This window comes from Streptomyces sp. HB132 (assembly GCF_016909575.1).
In the GTDB taxonomy this organism is placed as follows: Bacteria; Actinomycetota; Actinomycetes; order Streptomycetales; family Streptomycetaceae; genus Streptomyces.
In genome coordinates this window covers 177,729-197,709 of sequence record NZ_JAFBGA010000012.1, presented here as the reverse complement: position 1 = coordinate 197,709, position 19,981 = coordinate 177,729, and the positions used below count along the sequence as shown (strand labels likewise).

Annotated in this window: 19 protein-coding genes; 15 read left to right on the top strand and 4 right to left on the bottom strand. The window is 70.5% G+C overall.

The annotated features are described in order from the left end of the window. The first annotated feature begins 115 nt into the window (after positions 1-115). The 8 genes from JOC24_RS24785 (at position 116) to JOC24_RS24750 (ending at position 6,969) form a co-directional block, all read left to right on the top strand. Positions 116-763 (top strand): HAD family hydrolase, encoded by a 648-nt coding sequence (locus JOC24_RS24785; RefSeq protein WP_205022595.1) that lies wholly within the window; start codon positions 116-118, stop codon positions 761-763. A 42-nt stretch (positions 764-805) separates the two neighbouring features. Continuing rightward, entirely contained in the window at positions 806-2,008 is a 1,203-nt protein-coding gene (locus tag JOC24_RS24780) for an MFS transporter (RefSeq protein ID WP_205022594.1), read from the top strand. Then, entirely contained in the window at positions 1,977-3,149 is a 1,173-nt protein-coding gene (locus JOC24_RS24775; protein ID WP_205022593.1) for an acetoin utilization protein AcuC, read from the top strand. Before JOC24_RS24780 ends, JOC24_RS24775 begins: the two co-directional genes overlap by 32 nt. A 74-nt stretch (positions 3,150-3,223) precedes the next feature. After that, entirely contained in the window at positions 3,224-4,039 is an 816-nt protein-coding gene (locus JOC24_RS24770) for a phosphatase (RefSeq protein ID WP_205022592.1), read from the top strand. A 128-nt stretch (positions 4,040-4,167) separates the two neighbouring features. Then, a complete protein-coding gene (locus JOC24_RS24765) occupies positions 4,168-4,380 on the top strand; it encodes a helix-turn-helix domain-containing protein (protein WP_018525026.1) in 213 nt (70 codons plus the stop codon). Between the two features lie 110 nt (positions 4,381-4,490). Further along, a complete protein-coding gene (locus tag JOC24_RS24760) occupies positions 4,491-4,589 on the top strand; it encodes a 30S ribosomal protein bS22 (protein WP_003948845.1) in 99 nt (32 codons plus the stop codon). Between the two features lie 240 nt (positions 4,590-4,829). Next, entirely contained in the window at positions 4,830-5,906 is a 1,077-nt protein-coding gene (locus JOC24_RS24755; RefSeq protein ID WP_205022591.1) for an NAD-dependent epimerase/dehydratase family protein, read from the top strand. Positions 5,907-5,922: 16 nt separating this feature from the next. Then, on the top strand, positions 5,923-6,969 hold the full coding sequence (locus JOC24_RS24750) for a lysophospholipid acyltransferase family protein (RefSeq protein WP_205022590.1): 1,047 nt from the start codon (positions 5,923-5,925) through the stop codon (positions 6,967-6,969). Positions 6,970-7,087: 118 nt separating this feature from the next. On the opposite strand, the gene JOC24_RS24745 is transcribed toward JOC24_RS24750, so the two are convergent. The 3 genes from JOC24_RS24745 to JOC24_RS24735 all read right to left on the bottom strand — a co-directional run bounded on the left by JOC24_RS24745 (position 7,088) and on the right by JOC24_RS24735 (position 10,623). Beyond that, positions 7,088-8,284 (bottom strand): DUF5667 domain-containing protein, encoded by a 1,197-nt coding sequence (locus JOC24_RS24745; RefSeq protein WP_205022589.1) that lies wholly within the window; start codon positions 8,282-8,284, stop codon positions 7,088-7,090. A 209-nt stretch (positions 8,285-8,493) separates the two neighbouring features. Beyond that, positions 8,494-9,270 carry an ECF subfamily RNA polymerase sigma factor, BldN family gene (locus tag JOC24_RS24740; RefSeq protein WP_205022588.1) on the bottom strand — a complete coding sequence of 259 codons (777 nt, stop codon included), beginning with the start codon at positions 9,268-9,270 and terminating at the stop codon, positions 8,494-8,496. Between the two features lie 411 nt (positions 9,271-9,681). Next, a complete protein-coding gene (locus tag JOC24_RS24735) occupies positions 9,682-10,623 on the bottom strand; it encodes an HAD family hydrolase (RefSeq protein ID WP_205022587.1) in 942 nt (313 codons plus the stop codon). A gap of 155 nt (positions 10,624-10,778) precedes the next feature. On the opposite strand from JOC24_RS24735, the gene JOC24_RS24730 reads away from it, so the two are divergent. From JOC24_RS24730 to JOC24_RS24710, 5 genes are all read left to right on the top strand, one after another. Continuing rightward, positions 10,779-11,054 carry a glutaredoxin family protein gene (locus JOC24_RS24730; RefSeq protein WP_205022586.1) on the top strand — a complete coding sequence of 92 codons (276 nt, stop codon included), beginning with the start codon at positions 10,779-10,781 and terminating at the stop codon, positions 11,052-11,054. A gap of 285 nt (positions 11,055-11,339) precedes the next feature. Further along, a complete protein-coding gene (locus JOC24_RS24725) occupies positions 11,340-12,128 on the top strand; it encodes a redox-sensing transcriptional repressor Rex (protein ID WP_205022585.1) in 789 nt (262 codons plus the stop codon). Beyond that, positions 12,125-13,618, top strand: coding sequence for a glutamyl-tRNA reductase (locus JOC24_RS24720; RefSeq protein WP_205022584.1), 1,494 nt, complete (start codon positions 12,125-12,127; stop codon positions 13,616-13,618). The genes JOC24_RS24725 and JOC24_RS24720 overlap by 4 nt, the downstream gene beginning before the upstream one ends. Beyond that, complete coding sequence (gene hemC / locus JOC24_RS24715) at positions 13,615-14,601, top strand: hydroxymethylbilane synthase (RefSeq protein ID WP_205022583.1); 987 nt, start codon at positions 13,615-13,617, stop codon at positions 14,599-14,601. The genes JOC24_RS24720 and hemC overlap by 4 nt, the downstream gene beginning before the upstream one ends. Further along, complete coding sequence (locus JOC24_RS24710; RefSeq protein ID WP_205022582.1) at positions 14,598-16,265, top strand: bifunctional uroporphyrinogen-III C-methyltransferase/uroporphyrinogen-III synthase; 1,668 nt, start codon at positions 14,598-14,600, stop codon at positions 16,263-16,265. Before hemC ends, JOC24_RS24710 begins: the two co-directional genes overlap by 4 nt. A 135-nt stretch (positions 16,266-16,400) precedes the next feature. Here JOC24_RS24710 and JOC24_RS24705 read toward each other — a convergent pair whose 3' ends face one another. Next, positions 16,401-16,739 carry a MerR family transcriptional regulator gene (locus JOC24_RS24705; RefSeq protein ID WP_031098306.1) on the bottom strand — a complete coding sequence of 113 codons (339 nt, stop codon included), beginning with the start codon at positions 16,737-16,739 and terminating at the stop codon, positions 16,401-16,403. Positions 16,740-17,584: 845 nt separating this feature from the next. Here JOC24_RS24705 and hemB point away from each other — a divergent pair. Together hemB and JOC24_RS24695 are read left to right on the top strand one after the other, a co-directional pair. Beyond that, a complete protein-coding gene (gene hemB, locus JOC24_RS24700; RefSeq protein ID WP_205022581.1) occupies positions 17,585-18,580 on the top strand; it encodes a porphobilinogen synthase in 996 nt (331 codons plus the stop codon). A 421-nt stretch (positions 18,581-19,001) separates the two neighbouring features. After that, complete coding sequence (locus JOC24_RS24695) at positions 19,002-19,970, top strand: MarR family transcriptional regulator (RefSeq protein WP_205022580.1); 969 nt, start codon at positions 19,002-19,004, stop codon at positions 19,968-19,970. Positions 19,971-19,981 lie beyond the last annotated feature (11 nt).

Below are 19,981 nucleotides of genomic sequence, written 5' to 3'. Positions count from 1 at the left end.
TACTGCAGGGGGGACCCTGTGGGAGAGTAGGACGCCGCCGAACAATTATTCCGGGAAAGCCCCGTGCCCTTGTGGCACGGGGCTTTTCTGCGTTCGGAGCGTCTAGGGTCGAACCATGCGCTACGAACTGGTCATCTTCGACAACGACGGCGTGCTCGTCGACAGTGAGCCGATCTCCAACACGGTCCTGGCCGGCTACCTCACGGAGCTCGGCCACCCCACCTCGTACGAGGAGTCCCTCCGGGACTACATGGGGGCCGCCATCCACCGAGTGCACGACCTGGTGGACGAGAGGACGAGTCAGAAGCTCCCCGCGGACTTCGACGAGGAGCTGCACCGCCGCACACTCGCCGCGTTCCAGGAGGAGCAGCTGGCCGCGGTCGACGGGGTCGAGGACCTGCTGGGCGAACTCGTCGCCGACGGGGTGGCGTACTGCGTCGCCTCGTCCGGAAGCCACCAGAAGATCGCGGCCGGGCACCGCAGGACCGGGCTCGACCAGTGGTTCGAGGAGGAGTGGATCTTCAGCTCCGAGGACGTCGGAAGAGGGAAGCCGGCCCCGGACCTGTTCCTCCACGCCGCGGAACGGATGGGCGTCGCCCCGGACCGGTGCGTCGTCATCGAGGACAGCCCGCTCGGCGTCGAGGCGGCCCGGGCGGCCGGCATGGAGGTGTACGGCTTCACCTCGATGATGCCGGCGGACCGGCTCGTCGGGGTCACCGGACACTTCTCCGACATGTCGCAGCTTCCGAAACTGCTCGCCTGACCGATCTACCCAGCGGCGGACCGGGACTCTACGCTCGCGGCCATGACGGATGCGCGGTTGCGGTACGGCAGAGCCTCCCTGGCGTTCAGCTTCCTGGTACAGGGGGTGACCTTCGCCCTGCTGGTGACGCGCATCCCCGCCATTCAGGACCGGTACGGGATATCCGACGGGCTGCTGCCCGTCTTCCTGGCGGCGGTGCCCGTCCTGGCGGGGGCCGGCAGCGTGGCCACCGAGAAGGTGGTCGCGCGGGTGCGGCCCGGCATCGTGCTCAGGTGGGCACAGCCCGTCGTGCTGCTGGCCCTGCTCGGTGTGGGCGCCGGGAGCGAGGTGTGGCAGGCGGTTCTCGCGCTCGGCCTCTTCGGGCTGGCGGTCGGGGCCCTGGACGCCTCGATGAACATGATGGGCGTCAGTCTCCAGCGCGCGTACGGGCGCAGCATCATGCTGGGCTTCCACGCCGCGTACAGCCTGGGCGGCATCGCCGGGGCGTCGATGGCGTGGGCGGGGGCGCACTGGGATCTGTCGCTGCTGGTGTCCTATCTGCCGGCGGTGGCCGTCCTGCTGCCCGCGGCTCTCATCGGCAGCCGTTGGTACGCGGAGGGGAGGGCCGGCGGGGAGGTGGTGGCGGAGGGCTCCGGCCCGGGGGCGTCCGTGCCGTTCAGGCTGCTGCTGCCGCTCTGCCTGGTGATGTCGTTCGCGTACATCGGGGACTCGACGGTCTCCAACTGGAGCGCGAAGTACCTGCAGGACGTGCTGGGCAGCTCGGAGCAGCTGGCGACGGTCCCGTACAACGTCTACATGGTGACGACGCTGCTGGGGCGGGCCGTCGGCGACCTCGGGGTGCGGCGGTTCGGGGCGGTGGCCGTGGTCAGGGGCGGCAGTGTGCTGGCCGCCGTGGGGTTCGCGGTGGTGGCGGTCGCGCCCGGCGCCTGGTGGGGGATGCTCGGTTTCACGCTGCTGGGGCTGGGGCTCTGTGTGATCGTGCCGCAGACCTTCGCGGCGGCCGGGCGGATGTTCCCCGGGGCGAGTGATGTGGCCGTGGCCCGGCTGAACGTCTTCAACTACGTGGGGTTCCTCATCGGGTCGCCGCTCGTGGGCGCGCTCGGGGACGCGTGGAGCTACCGGGGGGCGATGCTCGTGCCCATGGTGCTGGTTCTCGCGACGCTGGTGTACGCCCGGTCGTTCGGCACGGAACCCGCCCGATACGGTGGCGGGCATGAGCGGGCGCGCGCAGCTGATGTGGGATGAGGCAGTAACGGGATACGACTTCGGGTCCAGTCACCCCATGGATCCGGTCAGACTCGCCCTGACGATGGGGCTGGTCCGGGCGTTCGGCCTCGACGGGTCGGTGGACGTCCGGTCGGCGAAGTCGGCGGGGGACTCCACACTGCGGCTCGTGCACCGGGAGGACTACGTGGCGGCCGTGCGGGCGGCGTCCGCGGCTCCCGGCACCGCCGACCAGGCCTACGGGCTCGGGACCGTCGACGATCCCGCGTTCGCGGGGATGCACGAGGCGTCGGCGCTCATCGCCGGGCTCTCGGTGGGGGCCGCGGAGGCGGTGTGGCGCGGGGAGAGCCGCCACGCCGTGAATTTCACGGGCGGCCTGCACCACGCGATGCCGGGGGCCGCCTCGGGCTTTTGCGTGTACAACGATCCGGCGCTGGCCATCGCCCGGCTGCTGGAGCTGGGCGCGGAGAGGGTGGCGTACGTCGATGTGGACGTCCACCACGGGGACGGGGTGCAGGCGGCGTTCTGGGAGGACCCCCGGGTGCTGACCGTGTCGCTGCACGAGCACCCGCGCACACTGTTCCCGCAGACCGGGTGGCCGGAGGAGACCGGTGCCGGGGCGGGTGAGGGCGGTGCGGTGAACGTGGCGCTGCCGGCGGGTACGGGCGACGCCGGGTGGCTGCGGGCGTTCCACGCGGTGGTGCCCGAGCTGCTGGAGGACTTCCGGCCGCAGGTGCTGGTGACGCAGCACGGGGCCGACACGCACTTCGAGGATCCGCTGGCGCACCTCGCGGTGTCGCTGGACGCCCAGCGGGCCGTGATGACGGCCTGTCACGACCTGGCCCACTCCTGCGCGGAGGACGGGCGCTGGGTGGCGCTGGGCGGCGGCGGTTACGCGGTGGTGGATGTGGTGCCGCGGTCCTGGACGCATCTCGTGGGGATCGCCGCCCACGCGCCGGTGGATCCGGAGTCGGTGATCCCGTCGTCGTGGCGGGACGAGGTCTACGCCCGTACGCGGCAGTTGGGGCCCGGCCGCATGACGGACGGGCGTACGCCGTCGTGGAAGCCGTGGGAGGACGGGTACGACCCGGCGGACCGGCTGGACCAGGCGGTGCTGGCGACCCGGCGTTCGGTGTTCCCGCTGCGGGGCCTGCTGGCCTGACGCCGTTACGCCAACGGTGGCGCGGTATACGGGTTCCTGCCCGGTGGAGCCTCGCGTGCGGGAGCATCGGGAGGGTGTTGAGCACCGGAGCGCTGCGCGCCCATCTGCTGGCGGCCCGGCTCGCCGGGCCCGTGGCCACGCCGCGGGAGACGAGTCTGCGGAGCTATCGGCTTTTCGCGGCGAGGGACCCGCGTGTGCTGCTCGGACTCGATCCGGACCGTGCGTGGGGGGAGACCGACCTGCTGCGGCTGATGGCCGACAAGTGCGGGGTATCGGCCGATCCTGATCATGTGTCGGGTCCGGACGAGATCGATCCGGAGCGGACTCTGGCCGCTCTGGACGTGTTCGCGGAGCGCCTCGCGGGCGCTGCCGAAAGACGGGCTCCGGTGCTGTTCGGCACCGGGCATCCGCACCGGCTGCTGGGGTTCTACGCCGTTCTGGCAGACGCCTTGTCGGCGGCAGGGTGTGCGGTCCTCACTCCCGCGCAGGGCCGAAGTGTCGACATGGCGACCCGGTTCGGGGTACATACGTACCATCTCGACTACGTACGGGGTGTCGCGCTGGTGCGCGAACCGGGCGTGCGGGTGCCGGGGAGTGCGACCGGCGCGCACACCCATTCGCCGCTGCCGGTTCGGGCGGTGCTGGAGGAGGCCGTGGAGGCCCGGGGGGTGCTGCCCGAGCTCGTCATCGGGGACCACGGATGGGTCTGCGGTGCAGGTCAGCTGGGCATCGAGGCCATCGGGCTGGCGGACACGGACGACCCCGCGCTGTTCGTGGGTGAGGCGGAGGGGCGGGTGTCCGTGGCCGTTCCGCTTGATGACGGTGTGAGGCCGGACTACTACCGGCCTCTCGCGCGGTATGTACTCAATCGGGCGTGTCTGTCACGGTAGGCGGCCGATCGTCTCACCTCTTCCCCACTCGCATCACCCGCCCCTAATCTGGGGAGTGAGCGCACAACGACGAAGAGTCACCGGAGGGGAAGCCGGTGCGCGTCTCGTGCGGAAGGTACAGGTGGGTCATGGCTGCTGACAGTGAGAGGCCTCTCAACGAGGTCAAGTTTCTGACCGTGGCGGAAGTCGCCTCGGTCATGAGGGTGTCGAAGATGACCGTGTACCGCTTGGTGCACAGCGGTCATCTGCCGGCGATCAGGGTGGGAAGGTCCTTCCGGGTCCCGGAGCAAGCGGTTCACGAGTATCTTCGCGAGTCCTTCGTGGGGGTGGCATCGGCCTGAGGTCGCCCTCGGATTACGCCCCTCACCCGGTGGCGGGTAGGCTAGGCCGACGTAGGTCGTGTGGGCCCAGACGCCCCGCACCAGTGAAGAAGAAGTGAGCGAGGGTAGTCGTGGGCTCTGTTATCAAGAAGCGGCGTAAGCGGATGGCCAAGAAGAAGCACCGCAAGCTGCTCAAGCGCACGCGCGTTCAGCGTCGCAACAAGAAGTAAGCGAACGCTGTTCGTGAGTCCGAGGCCCTTCCGCCGTCCTGGCGGGAGGGCCTCGGTGCGTTCCGGCGCGTGTTCCCGCCCCGCGTTCCCCTGCTGTGGAGCCGTGGGGCGGATCCGGTGTAATTCCCGCCATCGGTTCGGTAAAGCCCGCCTGGGGTCATCACAGGGCAACATCCACCGACTACGGTGACGGCCAGGGGAAGACCCCGCTCCACGGACGATCGACGGAAGGCGCTGATCTTGGGGAAGATCGTGCTCGTCACAGGCGCGGCCCGGCAGCTCGGAGGCCGCTTCGTGCGGCGTCTCCAACGCGACCCCGGTGTGGACCGGGTGATCGCGGTGGACGCCGTCCCGCCCGGGCACCTGCTGGGCGACGCGGAGTTCGTCCTGGCGGACATCCGGCAGTCGGCGATCGCCAGGGTCCTCGCCGAGCATTCCGTCGACACGGTCGTCCATCTCGACGTGTCCGCGAAGGCGCTCGGCGCGGGAGGCCGGACGACGGCCAAGGAGACCAACGTCATCGGCACGATGCAACTGCTCGGTGCCTGCCAGAAGTCCCCGTCGGTGCAGCGGCTCGTGGTCAAGTCCAGCACCAACGTGTACGGCTCCGCCCCGCGTGATCCCGCGGTCTTCACCGAGACGACGCCGCCGAAGTCCCTGCCGAGCGGCGGCTTCGCGAAGGACGCGGTGGAGGTCGAGGGATATGTCCGGGGGTTCGCACGCCGCAGGCCGGACGTGGCCGTGTGTGTGCTGAGGTTCGCGAACATCCTGGGCCCCGAGCCGGACTCACCGCTCGCCGACTACCTCGTGCTGCCGGTCCTGCCCACGGTCCTCGGGTACGACCCCCGGCTGCAGTTCGTCCACGAGGACGACGTCGTCGACGTACTGGAGATCGCCGCCCGCGAACCCCGGCGCGGCACGCTCAACAGCGGCACGTTCAACATCGCCGGCGACGGTGTGCTGCTGCTCTCGCAGTGCTCGCGCAGGCTGGGGCGGCCGACCGTGCCGCTGCTGCTGCCCGCCGTCACCTGGGTGGGTTCGGCGCTCCGCACCGTCGGCATGACGGACTTCTCGCCGGAACAGATCCGGCTGCTGACGCACGGCAGGGTGGTCTCGACCGTGCAGATGCGCGAGACACTGGGTTTCCGGCCGAAGTTCACCACCGCGGGGACGTTCGCGGATTTCGCGCGGAGCCGGGGGCCGGGACTGCTGCCTCCCGAGCGGGTGGGCAGGGCGGTCGCGAGGCTGGCCGAGCTGCCGATCGCCGGGGGACCGGCGGACACGGACACGACACATTCGACGCACAGCGCCAGGTAGAGGAGCGCGACCGACGATGGCGGACGCCAAGGTCATTCCCTTCGACGACGACCGTTCGCGCTCCGGCGCGGGCCGGCGCAGAGCTGCGCTGCCGGGCGGCAGGGCCCAGGGGCCCTCGTCGGCCGGCCCCGCGCCCGTGAGCGCCCTGCCGGGCGGCCAGGTGCCGGAAGGGGTCGCCGAGGCCGCGGGCGCCGCCTCCGGAGAGGTCGGAGAGGGGCCGGGGGGCGGCTGGGACCGGCGGATCGCGGGCGGACTCGCCTTCCTGCGGCGCCGGCTCACGGGTGACTACGACGTCGACGAGTTCGGCTACGACGAGGAGCTGACCGACCAGGTCCTCATGTCGGTGCTGCGGCCGCTCGCGGACAAGTACTTCCGGGTCGAGGTGAAGGGTATCGAGAACATCCCGTCCGACGGCGGGGCGCTCATCGTGGCCAACCACTCCGGGACGCTGCCCCTGGACGGGCTGATGCTCCAGGTCGCGGTGCACGACAACCACCCGGCCGAGCGGCATCTGCGACTCCTCGCGGCCGACCTCGTCTTCATGCTCCCCGTGGTCAACGAGCTGGCGAGGAAGGCCGGGCACACCCTCGCGTGCGCGGAGGACGCGGAGCGGCTGCTCCAGGCCGGTGAGGTCGTCGGGGTGATGCCCGAGGGCTTCAAGGGCATCGGGAAGCCGTTCAGCGAGCGGTACAAGCTGCAGCGCTTCGGGCGGGGCGGGTTCGTGTCGACGGCTCTGCGGGCCGGGGTGCCCATCGTGCCGTGCTCGATCGTGGGCGCGGAGGAGATCTACCCGATGATCGGCAACTCGAAGACGCTGGCGCGGGTCCTCGGGGTCCCGTACTTCCCGATCACGCCGACCTTCCCCTGGCTGGGACCGCTGGGCGCGCTGCCGTTGCCGACGAAGTGGACGATCCAGTTCGGGGAGCCGATCCCCACGGACGGGTATCCGCCGGAGGCGGCGGAGGACCCGATGCTGATGTTCAACCTGACGGATCAGGTGCGGGAGCAGATCCAGCACACGCTGTACAAGCTGCTGGTGCAGCGCCGGTCGGTCTTCTTCTGATCCCTTCCGACTTCCCACGGCACGCCGACGCGGCCGCGGCCACGGCACGCGTGTCTTCGCCGCACACGCGGGAGGGGGCCGCCCGATCCGGACGGCCCCCTCCGTGTGCGTGTTCCCCCTACCGTTCGACGTCCTCGCCCTCGATGCCCAGGCCGGGCAGCAGGCCCGGGAGCAGCGGTGGCAGGGTGACGTCCGGTGCGGGGCTGGAGCCGGACGTGTCGCCCGGGGACGACGGGGTGGTGCCGTCCGTCGGGAGGTCGTCCAGCAGGCCGTCCGTGCCGCCGTCGAGCAGACCGTCGGCCGGGCTGCCGTCGGAGCCGGAGGGCTCGGGTGAGGTGCTGCTGGAGGCACTGTCGTCCGGTGCCGCGGAGGACGAAGGAGCCCTGCGGTCCGGCGCCGCCGAGTCGCGGTCCTTCCGAGTGGAGCCGGCGGGGGGCGCGTCCTGTCCGGTGCCCGGTGTGCGGGGCAGCAGGGACTTCAGGGGCGCGACCTCCTGGTCCATGGCCTCGAAGACGGAGCTGACCCTGTCGCTGATGTCGGTCAGCTGGACGGGCAGCCGGTCACGGAGGCTGCTCCAGCTCGCGCGGTGCGAGCTGGAGAAGGAGTCCAGCGCCTGGATCGGGCCGAGGGAGCCGTCGCGCCGGTAGGCGGCGTGGAGCAGGCGGTGGCCCTCGGTGGCGTCGTGTGTCATGCCGTCGAGAGCGCGTCTGACCTCCCCGATCGACTCGTGGTCCATGTCGCCGGACCGTCCCCGCTCCATCAGCCGGCGTGCTTCGCTGAGGCGCGTCGACGCCTGGTCGAGGTACGCCTCGCCCCGGTCGGCGTCGCCGTCGGCCATGCCGAGGCTGATGTCCTCCATGCCGCGCTTGAGCGGATAGAGGGAATCACCGGGCAGGGCGTCGGAACTGGCAGCGGCCACTCCGCCGAACGCTCCCGCCGCCACACCGACCGTGAGCCCGCCCGCGGTGAGGCCCTTCGCCCAGCGGGAGCGTGGACGCAGCCTCCGGATCGGGGAGGCCCGGTGGGCTCCCTTGCTCCGCTGTTCGGGCACGGTAGGGCCCGTGGACGCACCGCCTTCGGCGAACATGGTCTCCATGGCCGCGACGAGCTGGGCTCGCTGCACCACTTTGACCTCGGGATCGAATTCCGGCTCCGGTAGCTCGCCGAGGCCGTTCGCCAGGGCCAACAGCGTTCCGTGGTCGGCCGGTTGGGCCGGGTCCTCGGGCTGTACGGCCGCCGCACCCTTGGGGGACTGCTCCTCCAGGGCCTGGGCGAAGGCGTTCGCCCGCCGGTGTGCCGATACGTTTGCGATCACTGGCGGCACCTCCTCTCGTCATGACGGTCGACTCCCCTGAGGGTCCGGGCGGTTGCCGACCCGAGGCGTTTCCACACGATCGAGCGAGTGGAAACGGTCAGGTGCGGCGACAGGGGGCCTGCATCCGGCACAACGAGTGGCGCGGCAGTTGGGTTACGGACTGAGGATGATCCGATCGGTGTGTCACGGACACGTCACAAAGGGTGACGTCAGCGGGCGTCGTCCGGCAGGAGTCGGGCCAGTGTCCGTACGGCTCGGTACTGCAAGGTTTTGATCGCGCCCTCGTTCTTTCCCATGACCCGGGCCGTCTCGGCGACCGAGAGGCCCTGCAGGAATCTCAGGGTCACGCACTCCTGCTGCTGCGGGTTGAGCCGTCGTACGGCTTGCAGCAGAGCGGCGTTGGAGAGGGATTCCAGGACGGAGTCCTCCGGGCTCCGCGCGACCTCGTTGGCGTCGAGCATTTCGCCGGTGGTCACTTCCAGCCGGAAACGACTGGATTTGAAGTGGTCCGCGACCAGGTTCCGAGCGATCGTGACCAGCCAGGCGCCGAAGTCGCGGCCCTGCCAGGTGAAGGTGGAGATACGGCGGAGTGCGCGCAGGAACGTCTCGCTGGTGAGGTCCTCCGCTGTCGCCTTGCCTCCCACGCGGTAGTAGATGTACCGGTACACGGTGTCGCTGTACTGGTCGTACAGGCGGCCGAAGGCATCGGCCTCACCGGCCTGCGCGCGCTCGACGAGATCCATCATGCGCGCGCTGTCGCTGTCGGCTGTGGGCCGGCGGACGGCAGGCGTGGTCGCGGCGCCGCGGGTGGTGCGTCTTCCGACGGCCGCGCTGCGTTCGGCCAAGGCGTAACAAGGACCGGCAGGTACAGGGGTGGCGAATTGGGGGACGGCGTACGCGGTGGGGACGAAGCCGCGCAAGTGGTCGAGGACCGTTGCGCGCAGCGTAGCCAGGCCCGAGGTGCCAACCCCGACGTGTGGGTACACGGGACTCCCAGAGGCAGAGCTTCCATCACGTGCAGTTCGAAAACCGTCACTCGTGGTAGCGGGTGGCGGGCTCTTTGTGCGTCTGAGGAGAATAACGCTTCGTACAGGCAGTGCTACACCCAGTTGCTCAAATCATCGATTACGTCGCTTCCGTAACCTCTCAGTGACGGTTCAAGTGGCACATCGTGACCGGTTATTGATCGAATAGCTTCGGGAAGTGCCTGCGGCGGCGACGGGTTGTGGTCGCGCGGATGCAACGCGACTGGCCGGAGCGATGGGTGCCCGTGCCCGCTGTTCCGCTCCCGAATGGGCGTACGTCCCGGGCGTGCCGCCCCCGCGCCGTACACGCGGACGGGCGCAGGCGCACGGGGGCGCCTCACGCAAGGTGTACGGGGATCGCGGGAGCGGGTGTCAGCGGCGGCGGCGGTGGAGGGCCACGGCGGCGGCAGTGCCCCCGGCCAGGGCGCCGACGCCGGCCGCGGCCGGGATGCCGACCTTGGCCGCCTTGCGGCCGGTGCGGTAGTCGCGCAGCCGCCAGTCCAGGGAGCGGGCGTGCTTGCGCAGCTTGGAGTCCGGGTTGATCGCGTACGGGTGGCCGACCAGGGACAGCATCGGGATGTCGTTGTGCGAGTCGCTGTAGGCGGCGCAGCGCTCCAGGTCCAGGCTCTCGGCCGCCGCCAGTGCGCGAACCGCCTCGGCCTTCGCCGGGCCGTGCAGGGGCTCGCCGACCAGCCGGCCGGTGTAGACGCCGTCGACGGACTCGGCGACCGTGCCCAGGGCGCCGGTGAGGCCCAGGCGGCGGGCGATGATCGTGGCCGTCTCCACCGGGGCGGCGGTGACCAGCCAGACCCTCTGCCCCGCGTCGAGGTGGGCCTGGGCGAGGGCGCGGGTGCCGGGCCAGATGCGATCGGCCATGTACTCGTCGTAGATCTCCTCGCCGATGGACATCAGCTCGGAGACGCGGTGGCCCTTGACGATGGACAGGGCGCTGTCGCGGGCGTCCTGCATGTGTTCCGGGTCTTCGACGCCGGCCAGCCTGAACCAGGCCTGCTGCCAGGCGAACCTGGTCAGTTCGCGGCGCTGGAAGAACTTCCGCTTGTACAGGCCCCGGCCGAAGTGGAAGATCGCGGCGCCCTGCATCACGGTGTTGTCGAGGTCGAAGAAGGCGGCGGCCCGGGTGTCCCCGGCCACCGGGAACGCGGGTTCCGGTGCTTCTTCGGAGGTGGCCGGCAGCTCTTCGGTGCCGGTCGGGAGCGCCGCCTTCTGCGCGGCCTCGGCTGCGGCCTCGCCTGCGAGCACGCTGCGTGCCGTGGCGGGGCGCCTGCGGGGGGTGAGCCATCCAAGAGCGGCCATGTCGTGAGCATAGCCATTCCGTTCGGCACTTCCCGACCCGGCGGGATGCGGCGGCGTGAACTCTCCGGGACCGGGGCGTTAAACGGGTGATTCCGCGCCCCGGCCGCGCCCCCGCCGTGCCCGGCGGTGTCCGGCGAGGGGAGCAGAATGAAGGTATGAGTGCTCTGCTGCGTCGTACGAAGAAGAAGCCCGCCGACCGGGTGGTGACCCTCGTGGGGAAGCCGGGGTGCCACCTCTGCGACGACGCGCGGATGGTGGTGAGCGCGGTGTGCGAGGAGACCGGGGCGTCCTGGGTGGAGAAGGACATCACGCGGGACGAGGCGCTGCACAAGGAGTACTGGGAGCAGATCCCGGTGGTCCTGATCGATGGCGAGCAGCACACCTTCTGGCGGGTGGACCCGGCGAGGCTGCGCACGGCGCTGCGTACGTGAGGGGGCTTCCTCGGAGAAACCCGGTTAACATCATGGGCGTTTTGAGTGGTCTCGGGGGCATGGACATGAGGAGTGTGTACCGTCTTGCCCCCTTCGGGTCTGCAACGGGCCGGTGGCGTCCCCGGTTCCGGGATCGCGCGGGGAATACGCGTGACCCCGGTCACTTTGACCAGACAAAACGGACACTATCTTTGTGCACGCGTTCACAAAGACATAGCCTGCAGTGGACGGGGCGGTCATAGGACATACGGCCGCCTGCAGCCCCGCTCATCCCGCAGGAGCACCGTGGCAACTGGCCGAACTCACCGACCGGCGACCCGTAGCCGAGGAATTCCCGAGGCCACCGTCGCCCGACTTCCGCTGTATCTCCGCGCACTGACGGCGCTCTCCGAGCGCTCGGTTCCGACGGTCTCGTCCGAGGAACTCGCCGCGGCGGCGGGCGTCAACTCCGCCAAGCTGCGCAAGGACTTCAGCTATCTGGGCTCCTACGGCACCCGCGGTGTGGGCTACGACGTCGAGTACCTCGTCTACCAGATCTCCCGCGAGCTCGGGCTGACCCAGGACTGGCCGGTCGCGATCGTCGGTATCGGTAACCTCGGCGCCGCGCTCGCCAACTACGGCGGTTTCGCCTCCCGTGGTTTCCGGGTGGCCGCGCTGATCGACGCCGACCCCGCCATGGCGGGTACGCCCGTGGCCGGGATCGCCGTCCAGCACACCGATGACCTGGACCGGATCATCAGTGACAACGGTGTGTCCATCGGTGTCATCACCACCCCGCCCGGCGCGGCCCAGCAGGTCTGCGACCGTCTCGTCGCCGCCGGTGTGACCTCCATCCTGAACTTCGCGCCGACGGTGCTCTCCGTGCCCGACGGTGTCGACGTGCGCAAGGTCGACCTCTCCATCGAGCTGCAGATCCTCGCCTTCCACGAGCAGCGCAAGGCCGGCGAAGAGGCCGCCGCCGACGGCAGGACGGGTGTGGACGACGACGCCGACACCGACGCGCCGCCGATGCGCGCCACTCCCGGCGGCCGGAAGGGACCTGACGGGGACATGCCCGCCGTGATGCCGGCATGAGTCTCCTGGTCGTCGGTCTGAGCCACCGCAGTGCCCCCGTCTCCGTGCTGGAGCGGGCGTCCCTGGCGGTCGACGCCCGGACGAAGCTGCTCGCGGACACCCTCGCCGCGGAACCCGCGACCGAGGCCGCGGTCCTGGCCACCTGCAACCGCATCGAGTTGTACGCGGACGTGGACAAGTTCCACGCGGGTGTCGCCGAGCTGTCCACTCTCCTCGCGCAGCACAGCGGGGTCGGGCTGGACGAGCTCACTCCTTATCTTTATGTGCACTACGAGGACCGTGCCGTCCACCACCTCTTCTCGGTGGCGTGCGGGCTGGACTCGATGGTCGTCGGCGAGGGCCAGATCCTCGGCCAGATCAAGGACGCGCTCGCGCTGGGGCAGGAGCTCCACACGGCGGGCCGACTGCTGAACGACCTCTTCCAGCAGGCCCTGCGGGTCGGCAAGCGCGCCCACAGCGAGACCGGGATCGACAGGGCCGGGCAGTCGCTCGTCACCTTCGGTCTCGAGCAGCTGGCAGACGGTGCAGAGGTGACGGAGTGGGCCGCCGGCAAGCGCGCCCTGGTGATCGGCGCGGGCTCGATGTCCTCGCTCGCCGCCGCCACCCTGGCCCGGGCCGGCGTCGAGGAGATCGTCGTCGCCAACCGGACCCGGGCCCGTGCCGAGCGACTCGTCGAGATCCTCGGTCAGGCCGGCGTACCGACGGTGCGCGCCGTGGTGATGTCCGCGGTCGCGGACGAACTGACACGTGCCGATGTCGTCGTGTCCTGTACGGGCGCGACCGGGCTCGTCCTGACGGCGGAGGCCGTCGCGGACGCGCTCGGCGTCGCGTTCGACACGGCGGCTCCGGCGCCCGGGGCCCCCGTCGCCGCAGCGCCCGACGACCTGGACCAGCACGCCGCGTGGGTGGAGAACGGGTCCGCCACGGCTGCGGCACAGGACCGGGCCGCGCGCCGTGAGTACGCGCGTCCGGCCACCGTCGGGCCCGCCCGGATCCATCTGCTCGACCTCGCGATGCCGCGCGACATCGACGGTGCGGCCCACCGCGTCGCCGGTGTGCGCCTCGTCGACATCGAGTCGCTCGCCGAGGCGTCCGCGGACGCCCCGATGGCCGCCGATGTGGACCAGGTGCGCACCATCGTCGCCGACGAGGTCGCCGCCTTCGGAGCCGCGCAGCGCGCCGCCCACATCACCCCGACCGTCGTCGCCCTGCGCACCATGGCCGCCGATGTGGTGGCCGGCGAGATCGCGCGGCTCGACGGACGCCTTCCCGACCTGGACGAGAAGCAGCGCGCCGAGATCACGCAGACCGTGCGCCGCGTCGTCGACAAGCTCCTGCACGCGCCCACCGTGCGGGTCAAGCAGCTCGCCAGCGAGCCCGGCGGCGCCGGGTACGCCGATGCGCTGCGGGAACTCTTCGACCTCGACCCGCAGACGGTGGCCGCCGTCTCCCGGGCAGACCTGAACGACCCGAATAGAGGGCGGTCATGACCGACAACTCACCCCTGGGCGGGGAGACCAACACACCGCTCCGGCTCGGCACCCGGCGCAGCAAGCTCGCCATGGCGCAGTCCGGCATGGTCGCCGACGCTGTCCGCGAGGTGACCGGGCGTGCCGTGGAGCTCGTCGAGATCATCACGTACGGGGACGTCTCCCGGGAGCACCTGGCGCAGATCGGCGGGACCGGCGTGTTCGTCGCGGCCCTGCGCGAGGCGGTGCTGAGCGGTGAGGTGGACTTCGCGGTCCACTCGCTCAAGGACCTGCCGACGACACAGCCCGAGGGCCTCGTCCTGGCCGCCGTGCCGGAGCGCGAGGATCCGCGCGACGCACTGGTGGCGCGGGACGGGCTGACCTTCGAGCAGCTGCCGCCCGGTGCCCGCATCGGCACCGGTTCGCCGCGCCGCATGGCGCAGCTCAACGCGTACGCCCGCTCGCACGGCCTCGAGATAGAGACCGTCGCGATCCGCGGCAACGTCGACACGCGCATAGGTTTTGTACGAAGCGGGGAGCTGGACGCGGTGGTACTCGCCGCCGCCGGGCTCAGCCGCCTCGGACGCACGGACGAGGTCACCGACTTTCTGCCGGCCGACACCGTCCTGCCCGCTCCCGGCCAGGGAGCACTGGCGATCGAATGCGCTGAAAGCAGCGCGGACCTCGCCGCAGCGCTCGCCGAGCTCGACGACCCGTACACCCGGGTCGCCGTGACCGCCGAGCGTGCCCTGCTCAACGCCCTGGAGGCCGGCTGCTCCGCACCTGTGGGTGCGCTGGCCGACCTCCTGGCCGACGGGCAGGTTGTCAACGAACTGCGCCTGCGCGGTGTCGTCGGTTCGACCGACGGTACTTCCCTGGTGCAGCTGTCCATCACCGGTCCCGTCCCCACGTCGCACGACGACGCGGCGGCCCTCGGTCGCGAGCTCGCGGCCGAGATGCTCGCCAAGGGTGCGGCCGGTCTTATGGGGGAGCGAGCACTTTGAGCCCCACCGGCCCTGTCGTATCCGACTTCCCTGTCCTGTCCTCAGGGCATGTCACCTTCCTCGGCGCCGGTCCCGGCGACCCCGGACTGCTGACTCTGCGCGCCGTCGAGGCGCTTGCGAGCGCGGACGTCCTTGTAGCCGAACCGGACGTTCTCGACGTCGTTCGCTGCCATGCAAGGGCAGGGGTAAGCACGCCTGAGATGGCGGTTGTTGACGTGGCGTCAACGCCCGCAGGAGTACCCGTCCTCAGGGATGCCGCCAATCTTGTCATGGAGGCAGCGAAGGGCGGCAGGCGGGTGGTGCGTGCCGTCACGGGCGACCCCGGCCTGGACGGCGACACGGGCGCCGAGATGCTCGCCTGCGCTGCCGCGGGTGTGCCTTTCGAGGTCGTGCCCGGCATCGCGAACGCGGTCGGTGTACCCGCGTACGCCGGTGTGCCGCTGCGCGACGCCCAGGGCGCGGACGTGCGCTTCGTGGACGCGCGCACCGCTTCGGACCGCTGCTGGTCCGAGGTCGGCGCGAGCGATGCGACGGCCGTCGTGTCCACTTCGCTCGACTCGGTGGCCGCGGCCGCCGGTGAGCTGGTCTCCGCCGGGCGTAAGCCCGACACCCCGCTCACGGTCACGATCGCCGGGACGACGACCCGCCAGCGCACCTGGACGGCGACCCTCGGGACGATCGCCCAGGTCCTCAAGCAGGCCAAGGTCCTCCCGTCGCCGGACGGGCACCAGCCCGTCATAGCCGTGGTCGGGGAGCGCAGCTCCGCCGCCCAGCGCGACCAGCTCGCGTGGTTCGAGTCCAAGCCGCTGTTCGGCTGGAAGGTGCTCGTGCCGCGTACCAAGGAGCAGGCGGCGTCGCTCTCCGACCAGCTGCGTTCCTACGGTGCGGTGCCGCACGAGGTCCCGACGATCGCCGTCGAGCCGCCGCGCACGCCCCAGCAGATGGAGCGCGCGGTCAAGGGCCTGGTCACCGGCCGCTACGAGTGGATCGCCTTCACCTCGGTGAACGCGGTGAAGGCCGTGCGGGAGAAGTTCGAGGAGTACGGGCTCGACGCCCGTGCCTTCGCCGGGATCAAGGTCGCCGCCGTCGGTGAGCAGACCGGTGCGGCTCTGATCGACTTCGGTGTGAAGCCGGACCTGGTGCCGTCGGGTGAGCAGTCGGCCGCCGGTCTGCTGGAGGACTGGCCGCCGTACGACCCGGTCTTCGACCCGATCGACCGGGTGTTCCTGCCGCGTGCGGACATCGCCACCGAGACCCTGGTGGCCGGGCTCATCGAGCTGGGCTGGGAGGTCGACGACGTCACCGCGTACCGCACGGTCCGCGCCTCGCCGCCGCCGGCCGAGACCCGGGAGGCCATCAAGGGCGGCGGTTTCGACGCGGTGCTCTTCACCTCGTCCTCGACCGTCCGCAATCTGGTCGGTATCGCGGGCAAGCCGCACAACGTGACGGTGATCGCGTGCATCGGCCCGGCCACGGCGAAGACCGCCGAGGAGCACGGCCTGCGGGTCGACGTCCTGTCCCCGGAGCCCTCGGTCCACAAGCTGGCCCAGGCGCTGGCGGACTTCGGTGCGCAGCGCCGGGACGCGGCCAAGGAGGCCGGTGACCCGGTGACGCGGCCGAGCGAGCGGCGCCCGGGTGCGCGGCGTCGCCGGACGACGACCTGAGGGTCGTCGACGGATGTGCGGGGCCCGGTCGCTTCTTCGTGAAGCGGCCGGGCCCTCTGCGTGGGGGCCCGGTCCCGGTCCGTGAGGTCGCCGGTGGGGCCGCCTCAAGCTCTCAGGGAGGTCGGTCCGCCCGTCTCAGGGTGCGGTGGTGGAGTCCGTCGATTCCGCGGTGCGGCGGAACTCGGCGTTGATGCGCTGCGCTTCTTCGAGTTGGTCCTCGAGGATGATGATGCGGCAGGCGGACTCGATGGGCGTGCCCTGGTCGACGAGTTCTCGGGCGCGTGCGGCGATGCGCAGTTGGTAGCGGGAGTAGCGGCGGTGGCCGCCGGGGGAGCGGAGCGGGGTGATGAGGCGGGCTTCGCCGATGGCGCGCAGGAAGCCCTGGGTGGTTCCGAGCATCTCCGCGGCCCGGCCCATGGTGTAGGCGGGGTAGTCGTCGTCGTCGAGACGGCCGAACGAGTCGTCTGCTGTCATCTCACCTCTCTGTGGAACGCGTGGAGGGGCCCTGGTGCCATTGGCACCAGGGCCCCGAAGGAACTGCTACACCATCTGCCGGCCCTGATACTGCGCCGGCCCTCTGTTTCCGCGGGCCCGACCTGAGTGCTGTCGGGGTTGCGGGGATCGCGGTTGCTTGACCGGAGACCACCTCACTATCGATGTCCTGCGGTACCCGGGCTCAGGCTTTCCGCCCGGGCGATCCTGATGGCGTCTGCTCCTCCGTTCTTCCCTCTGGGATCAATCACTTTCGTACTGCTGGTGTCGCCGGGGCCCGTGTCGGCGCCCCTCTCCGGCAGCCAGCCCCGTCGCCCGTCCTGCGTCTGCTCTGGCTTGGAACCCCACTGCCGAACCTCCCGGTGCGCGCGTCCGCAGCCGACGCCTTCACCGAGGTGCTGCTCGTTGACTTCACTGCTGGGTACGACGAACTGCACTTGCACACTGCTACTTCGTGAACCGCGGTACTGCTGGCGGCGGCCCCTCATCACTACGGGCCACCCGGTCCGGTCGTCAGTCCCGTCGCCGTCCTGCGAAAGCCCTGGCTTCGGAACTCCACCACCGCACCGTCATGCGAACTGCAACTGCGGTACTGCTGACCGGCAGTTCATCTCTGCCAGGCCCTGCTGTCTCTCTGGGCTACGAGATAAACCATAACCACGCCACCACCCAATGTCTACTCTGGGCGCCATAGATTTTTAGGCGCTCGGCGATGAGGTAATCACCCCGCCTCAGGGAAGAGCGGGAGCGAGCCGGTCGCCCCGAGGCCGGTTTTTCCGGCCCGGCTGTCGGTAAACCGCCGATGTGTGCGGGTCTAGTCTCGAAGGATGACTGAGTACGGAAACTTCCCCGGCTCGCGGCCCCGCCGGCTGCGGACGACCCCCGTCATGCGGCGCATGGTGGCCGAGACCCGGCTCGACCCGGCGAACCTGATCCTGCCCGCGTTCGTACGCGAGGGAATCGACGCGCCGGTCGCCATCTCGGCCATGCCGGGCGTGCAGCAGCACACCCTGGACACGCTGCGGAAGGCCGCAGTCGACGCGGTCGCGGCGGGCGTCTCGGGGATCATGCTCTTCGGGGTCCCGCTGGACGAGAAGAAGGATGCCCGGGGCGCGGCGGGCACCGACCCGGAGGGCATTCTCCAGGTGGCTCTGCGGGCGGTGCGGGAGGAGGTCGGGGACGACCTGGTGATCATGTCCGACCTCTGTCTGGACGAGTACACCGATCACGGCCACTGCGGGGTGCTGACCGACGACGGCCGGGTGGACAACGACGCGACGCTGGAGCGGTACGCCGAGATGGCCCAGGTCCAGGCGGACGCGGGCGCCCATGTGGTGGGTCCCAGCGGCATGATGGACGGCCAGGTCGGGGTGATCCGCGACGCGCTGGACCAGACGGGGCACGAGGACGTGTCGATCCTCGCCTACACCGCGAAGTACTCCTCGGCCTTCTACGGTCCGTTCCGCGAGGCCGTCGGTTCCTCGCTCAAGGGCGACCGCAAGACGTACCAGCAGGACCCGGCGAACGTCCGCGAGTCGATGCGTGAGCTGGCGCTCGACCTGGAGGAGGGCGCGGACATGGTCATGGTCAAGCCCGCCGGTCCGTACCTGGACATCCTCGCGAAGGTCGCCGAGTCGGTGGACGTGCCGGTAGCGGCGTACCAGATCAGCGGCGAGTACTCGATGATCGAGGCCGCTGCGGAGAAGGGCTGGATCGACCGGGACGCGGCCATCCTGGAGAGTCTGACGGGCATCCGACGCGCGGGTGCGCGGATGATCCTGACGTACTGGGCGACGGAGGTCGCGCAGAAGCTCGGGCGCTGAGGCCCGGCGCGGAGTCTTGGAGGCGGGTCACGAGAGGTCGTGGCCCGCTTCCGGCTGTCACGAGGCGATGACCTGACGCCGGTGCTCGAAGCTCGGGCTTCGAGGGGCGAGCGTCGGGAGAGGCGTGTTCACTCTCCCGGGGGACGTTCGGGAAGCGTCGGCCCGATGCTTGAGCTTCGGGACTCGGGCGGCGAGATGCGGGCTTCGGGATTCGAGCGCCTTCTTCTACCCGGTAGGGAGAAGAGGGTTTGGGTAAACCTCCCCTACCTCCCTGACCCGTCACGATCAGCAAGTATGACTAATCGTGACCGACTTGCAGCGGAGTGTGGCGACTGCTTACGGTGCGGAAACAGAACGACCCCGACGCGGTGCTAGCAACACCAGGCCGGGGTCTCACCCCAAGATCGAGAAGAGCGATCCCGTGGCTATCCAGCACCTTAGCTCCGCCCCGAGCGCCCCCGCCTCCTCGCGCCCGTATCCGATGGCCAGTCCCGGCTACGGCAAGCGATCCGCGCCGGACCAACAGCCGCGTCGCGCCGACGACTTCATGCTGCTGCCGCTGCGGGAGCGGAACATCGCCGGGTTCATCGACCAGCTCCCCGAGGGCGCGGCGATGGACGTCAAGGGGCTGGCCAAGCAGTTGCCGCTCTACGGTCAGCAGGCGGTCGGGACGGCTCTGAAAGCCTTGTCCGTCGCTGGGTATCTGCGCCGTGTGCGCTGCCTGGTGACCGGCGAGGGCGGCCAAGTGCGCTGGGTCTTCCGCACGTTCTGGTCCCGCACCGCGCGCGACAACGAGTGGTGGGGCGCGCTGATGGCTGCCGAGGTCCAGCGGGCGGCCGTGCCCGAGCTCGTGGCGGTCGTTACCCCTGTTGCCCCTGCCGCAGCCCCGGTCGTGCCCGAGCAGAGGGCGCAGGAGCGGAAGCCGGTCGCGGAAGGACACTCACCCGCGTACGCGGCCCTGGCGCAACTCGGCCGCGTTGATGCCCGGCTGGCGCTCTCCGCCGCCGACTGTGCGGTCCTGGAGCCGATGGCCGCCGAGTGGTTCACGCGCGGAGTGGACGCCGAATACCTCGTGCAGGCTCTGGTCGCCGGGCTTCCCGCCGGGGTCGGCTCACCGGTCGGCCTCGTCCGCCGCCGTCTCACGGACAAGATCCCGCCCCAGGTGTCCGTTACCCCGGTGCCGCCCGCACCCGGTACGCCGGTCGGGCGGGTGATGATGGAGTGCACCAAGTGCGGTGTGCCCGGTCGCGCCGAGGCCCTTCCTGATGGCCTCTGCCGCGTCTGTAGGCAGCCGGATGAGGGGGCGCCGGAGGCCCCCGCCGAACTGCCTGCCGAACGGGACGTGCGTACCTACGTCGCCGAGCTTCGCGACCTGCTCAAAGCCCCCTGAACGCCTGCCCG

Coding starts and splice junctions, on each gene's coding strand:
- JOC24_RS24785 (WP_205022595.1), top strand. CDS start 116: ATGCGCTACGAACTGGTCATCTTCGACAACGACGGCGTGCTCGTCGAC.
- JOC24_RS24780 (WP_205022594.1), top strand. CDS start 806: ATGACGGATGCGCGGTTGCGGTACGGCAGAGCCTCCCTGGCGTTCAGC.
- JOC24_RS24775 (WP_205022593.1), top strand. CDS start 1,977: ATGAGCGGGCGCGCGCAGCTGATGTGGGATGAGGCAGTAACGGGATAC.
- JOC24_RS24765 (WP_018525026.1), top strand. CDS start 4,168: ATGGCTGCTGACAGTGAGAGGCCTCTCAACGAGGTCAAGTTTCTGACC.
- JOC24_RS24750 (WP_205022590.1), top strand. CDS start 5,923: ATGGCGGACGCCAAGGTCATTCCCTTCGACGACGACCGTTCGCGCTCC.
- JOC24_RS24735 (WP_205022587.1), bottom strand. CDS start 10,623: ATGGCCGCTCTTGGATGGCTCACCCCCCGCAGGCGCCCCGCCACGGCA.
- JOC24_RS24730 (WP_205022586.1), top strand. CDS start 10,779: ATGAGTGCTCTGCTGCGTCGTACGAAGAAGAAGCCCGCCGACCGGGTG.
- JOC24_RS24720 (WP_205022584.1), top strand. CDS start 12,125: ATGAGTCTCCTGGTCGTCGGTCTGAGCCACCGCAGTGCCCCCGTCTCC.
- hemC (WP_205022583.1), top strand. CDS start 13,615: ATGACCGACAACTCACCCCTGGGCGGGGAGACCAACACACCGCTCCGG.
- JOC24_RS24705 (WP_031098306.1), bottom strand. CDS start 16,739: ATGACAGCAGACGACTCGTTCGGCCGTCTCGACGACGACGACTACCCC.
- hemB (WP_205022581.1), top strand. CDS start 17,585: ATGACTGAGTACGGAAACTTCCCCGGCTCGCGGCCCCGCCGGCTGCGG.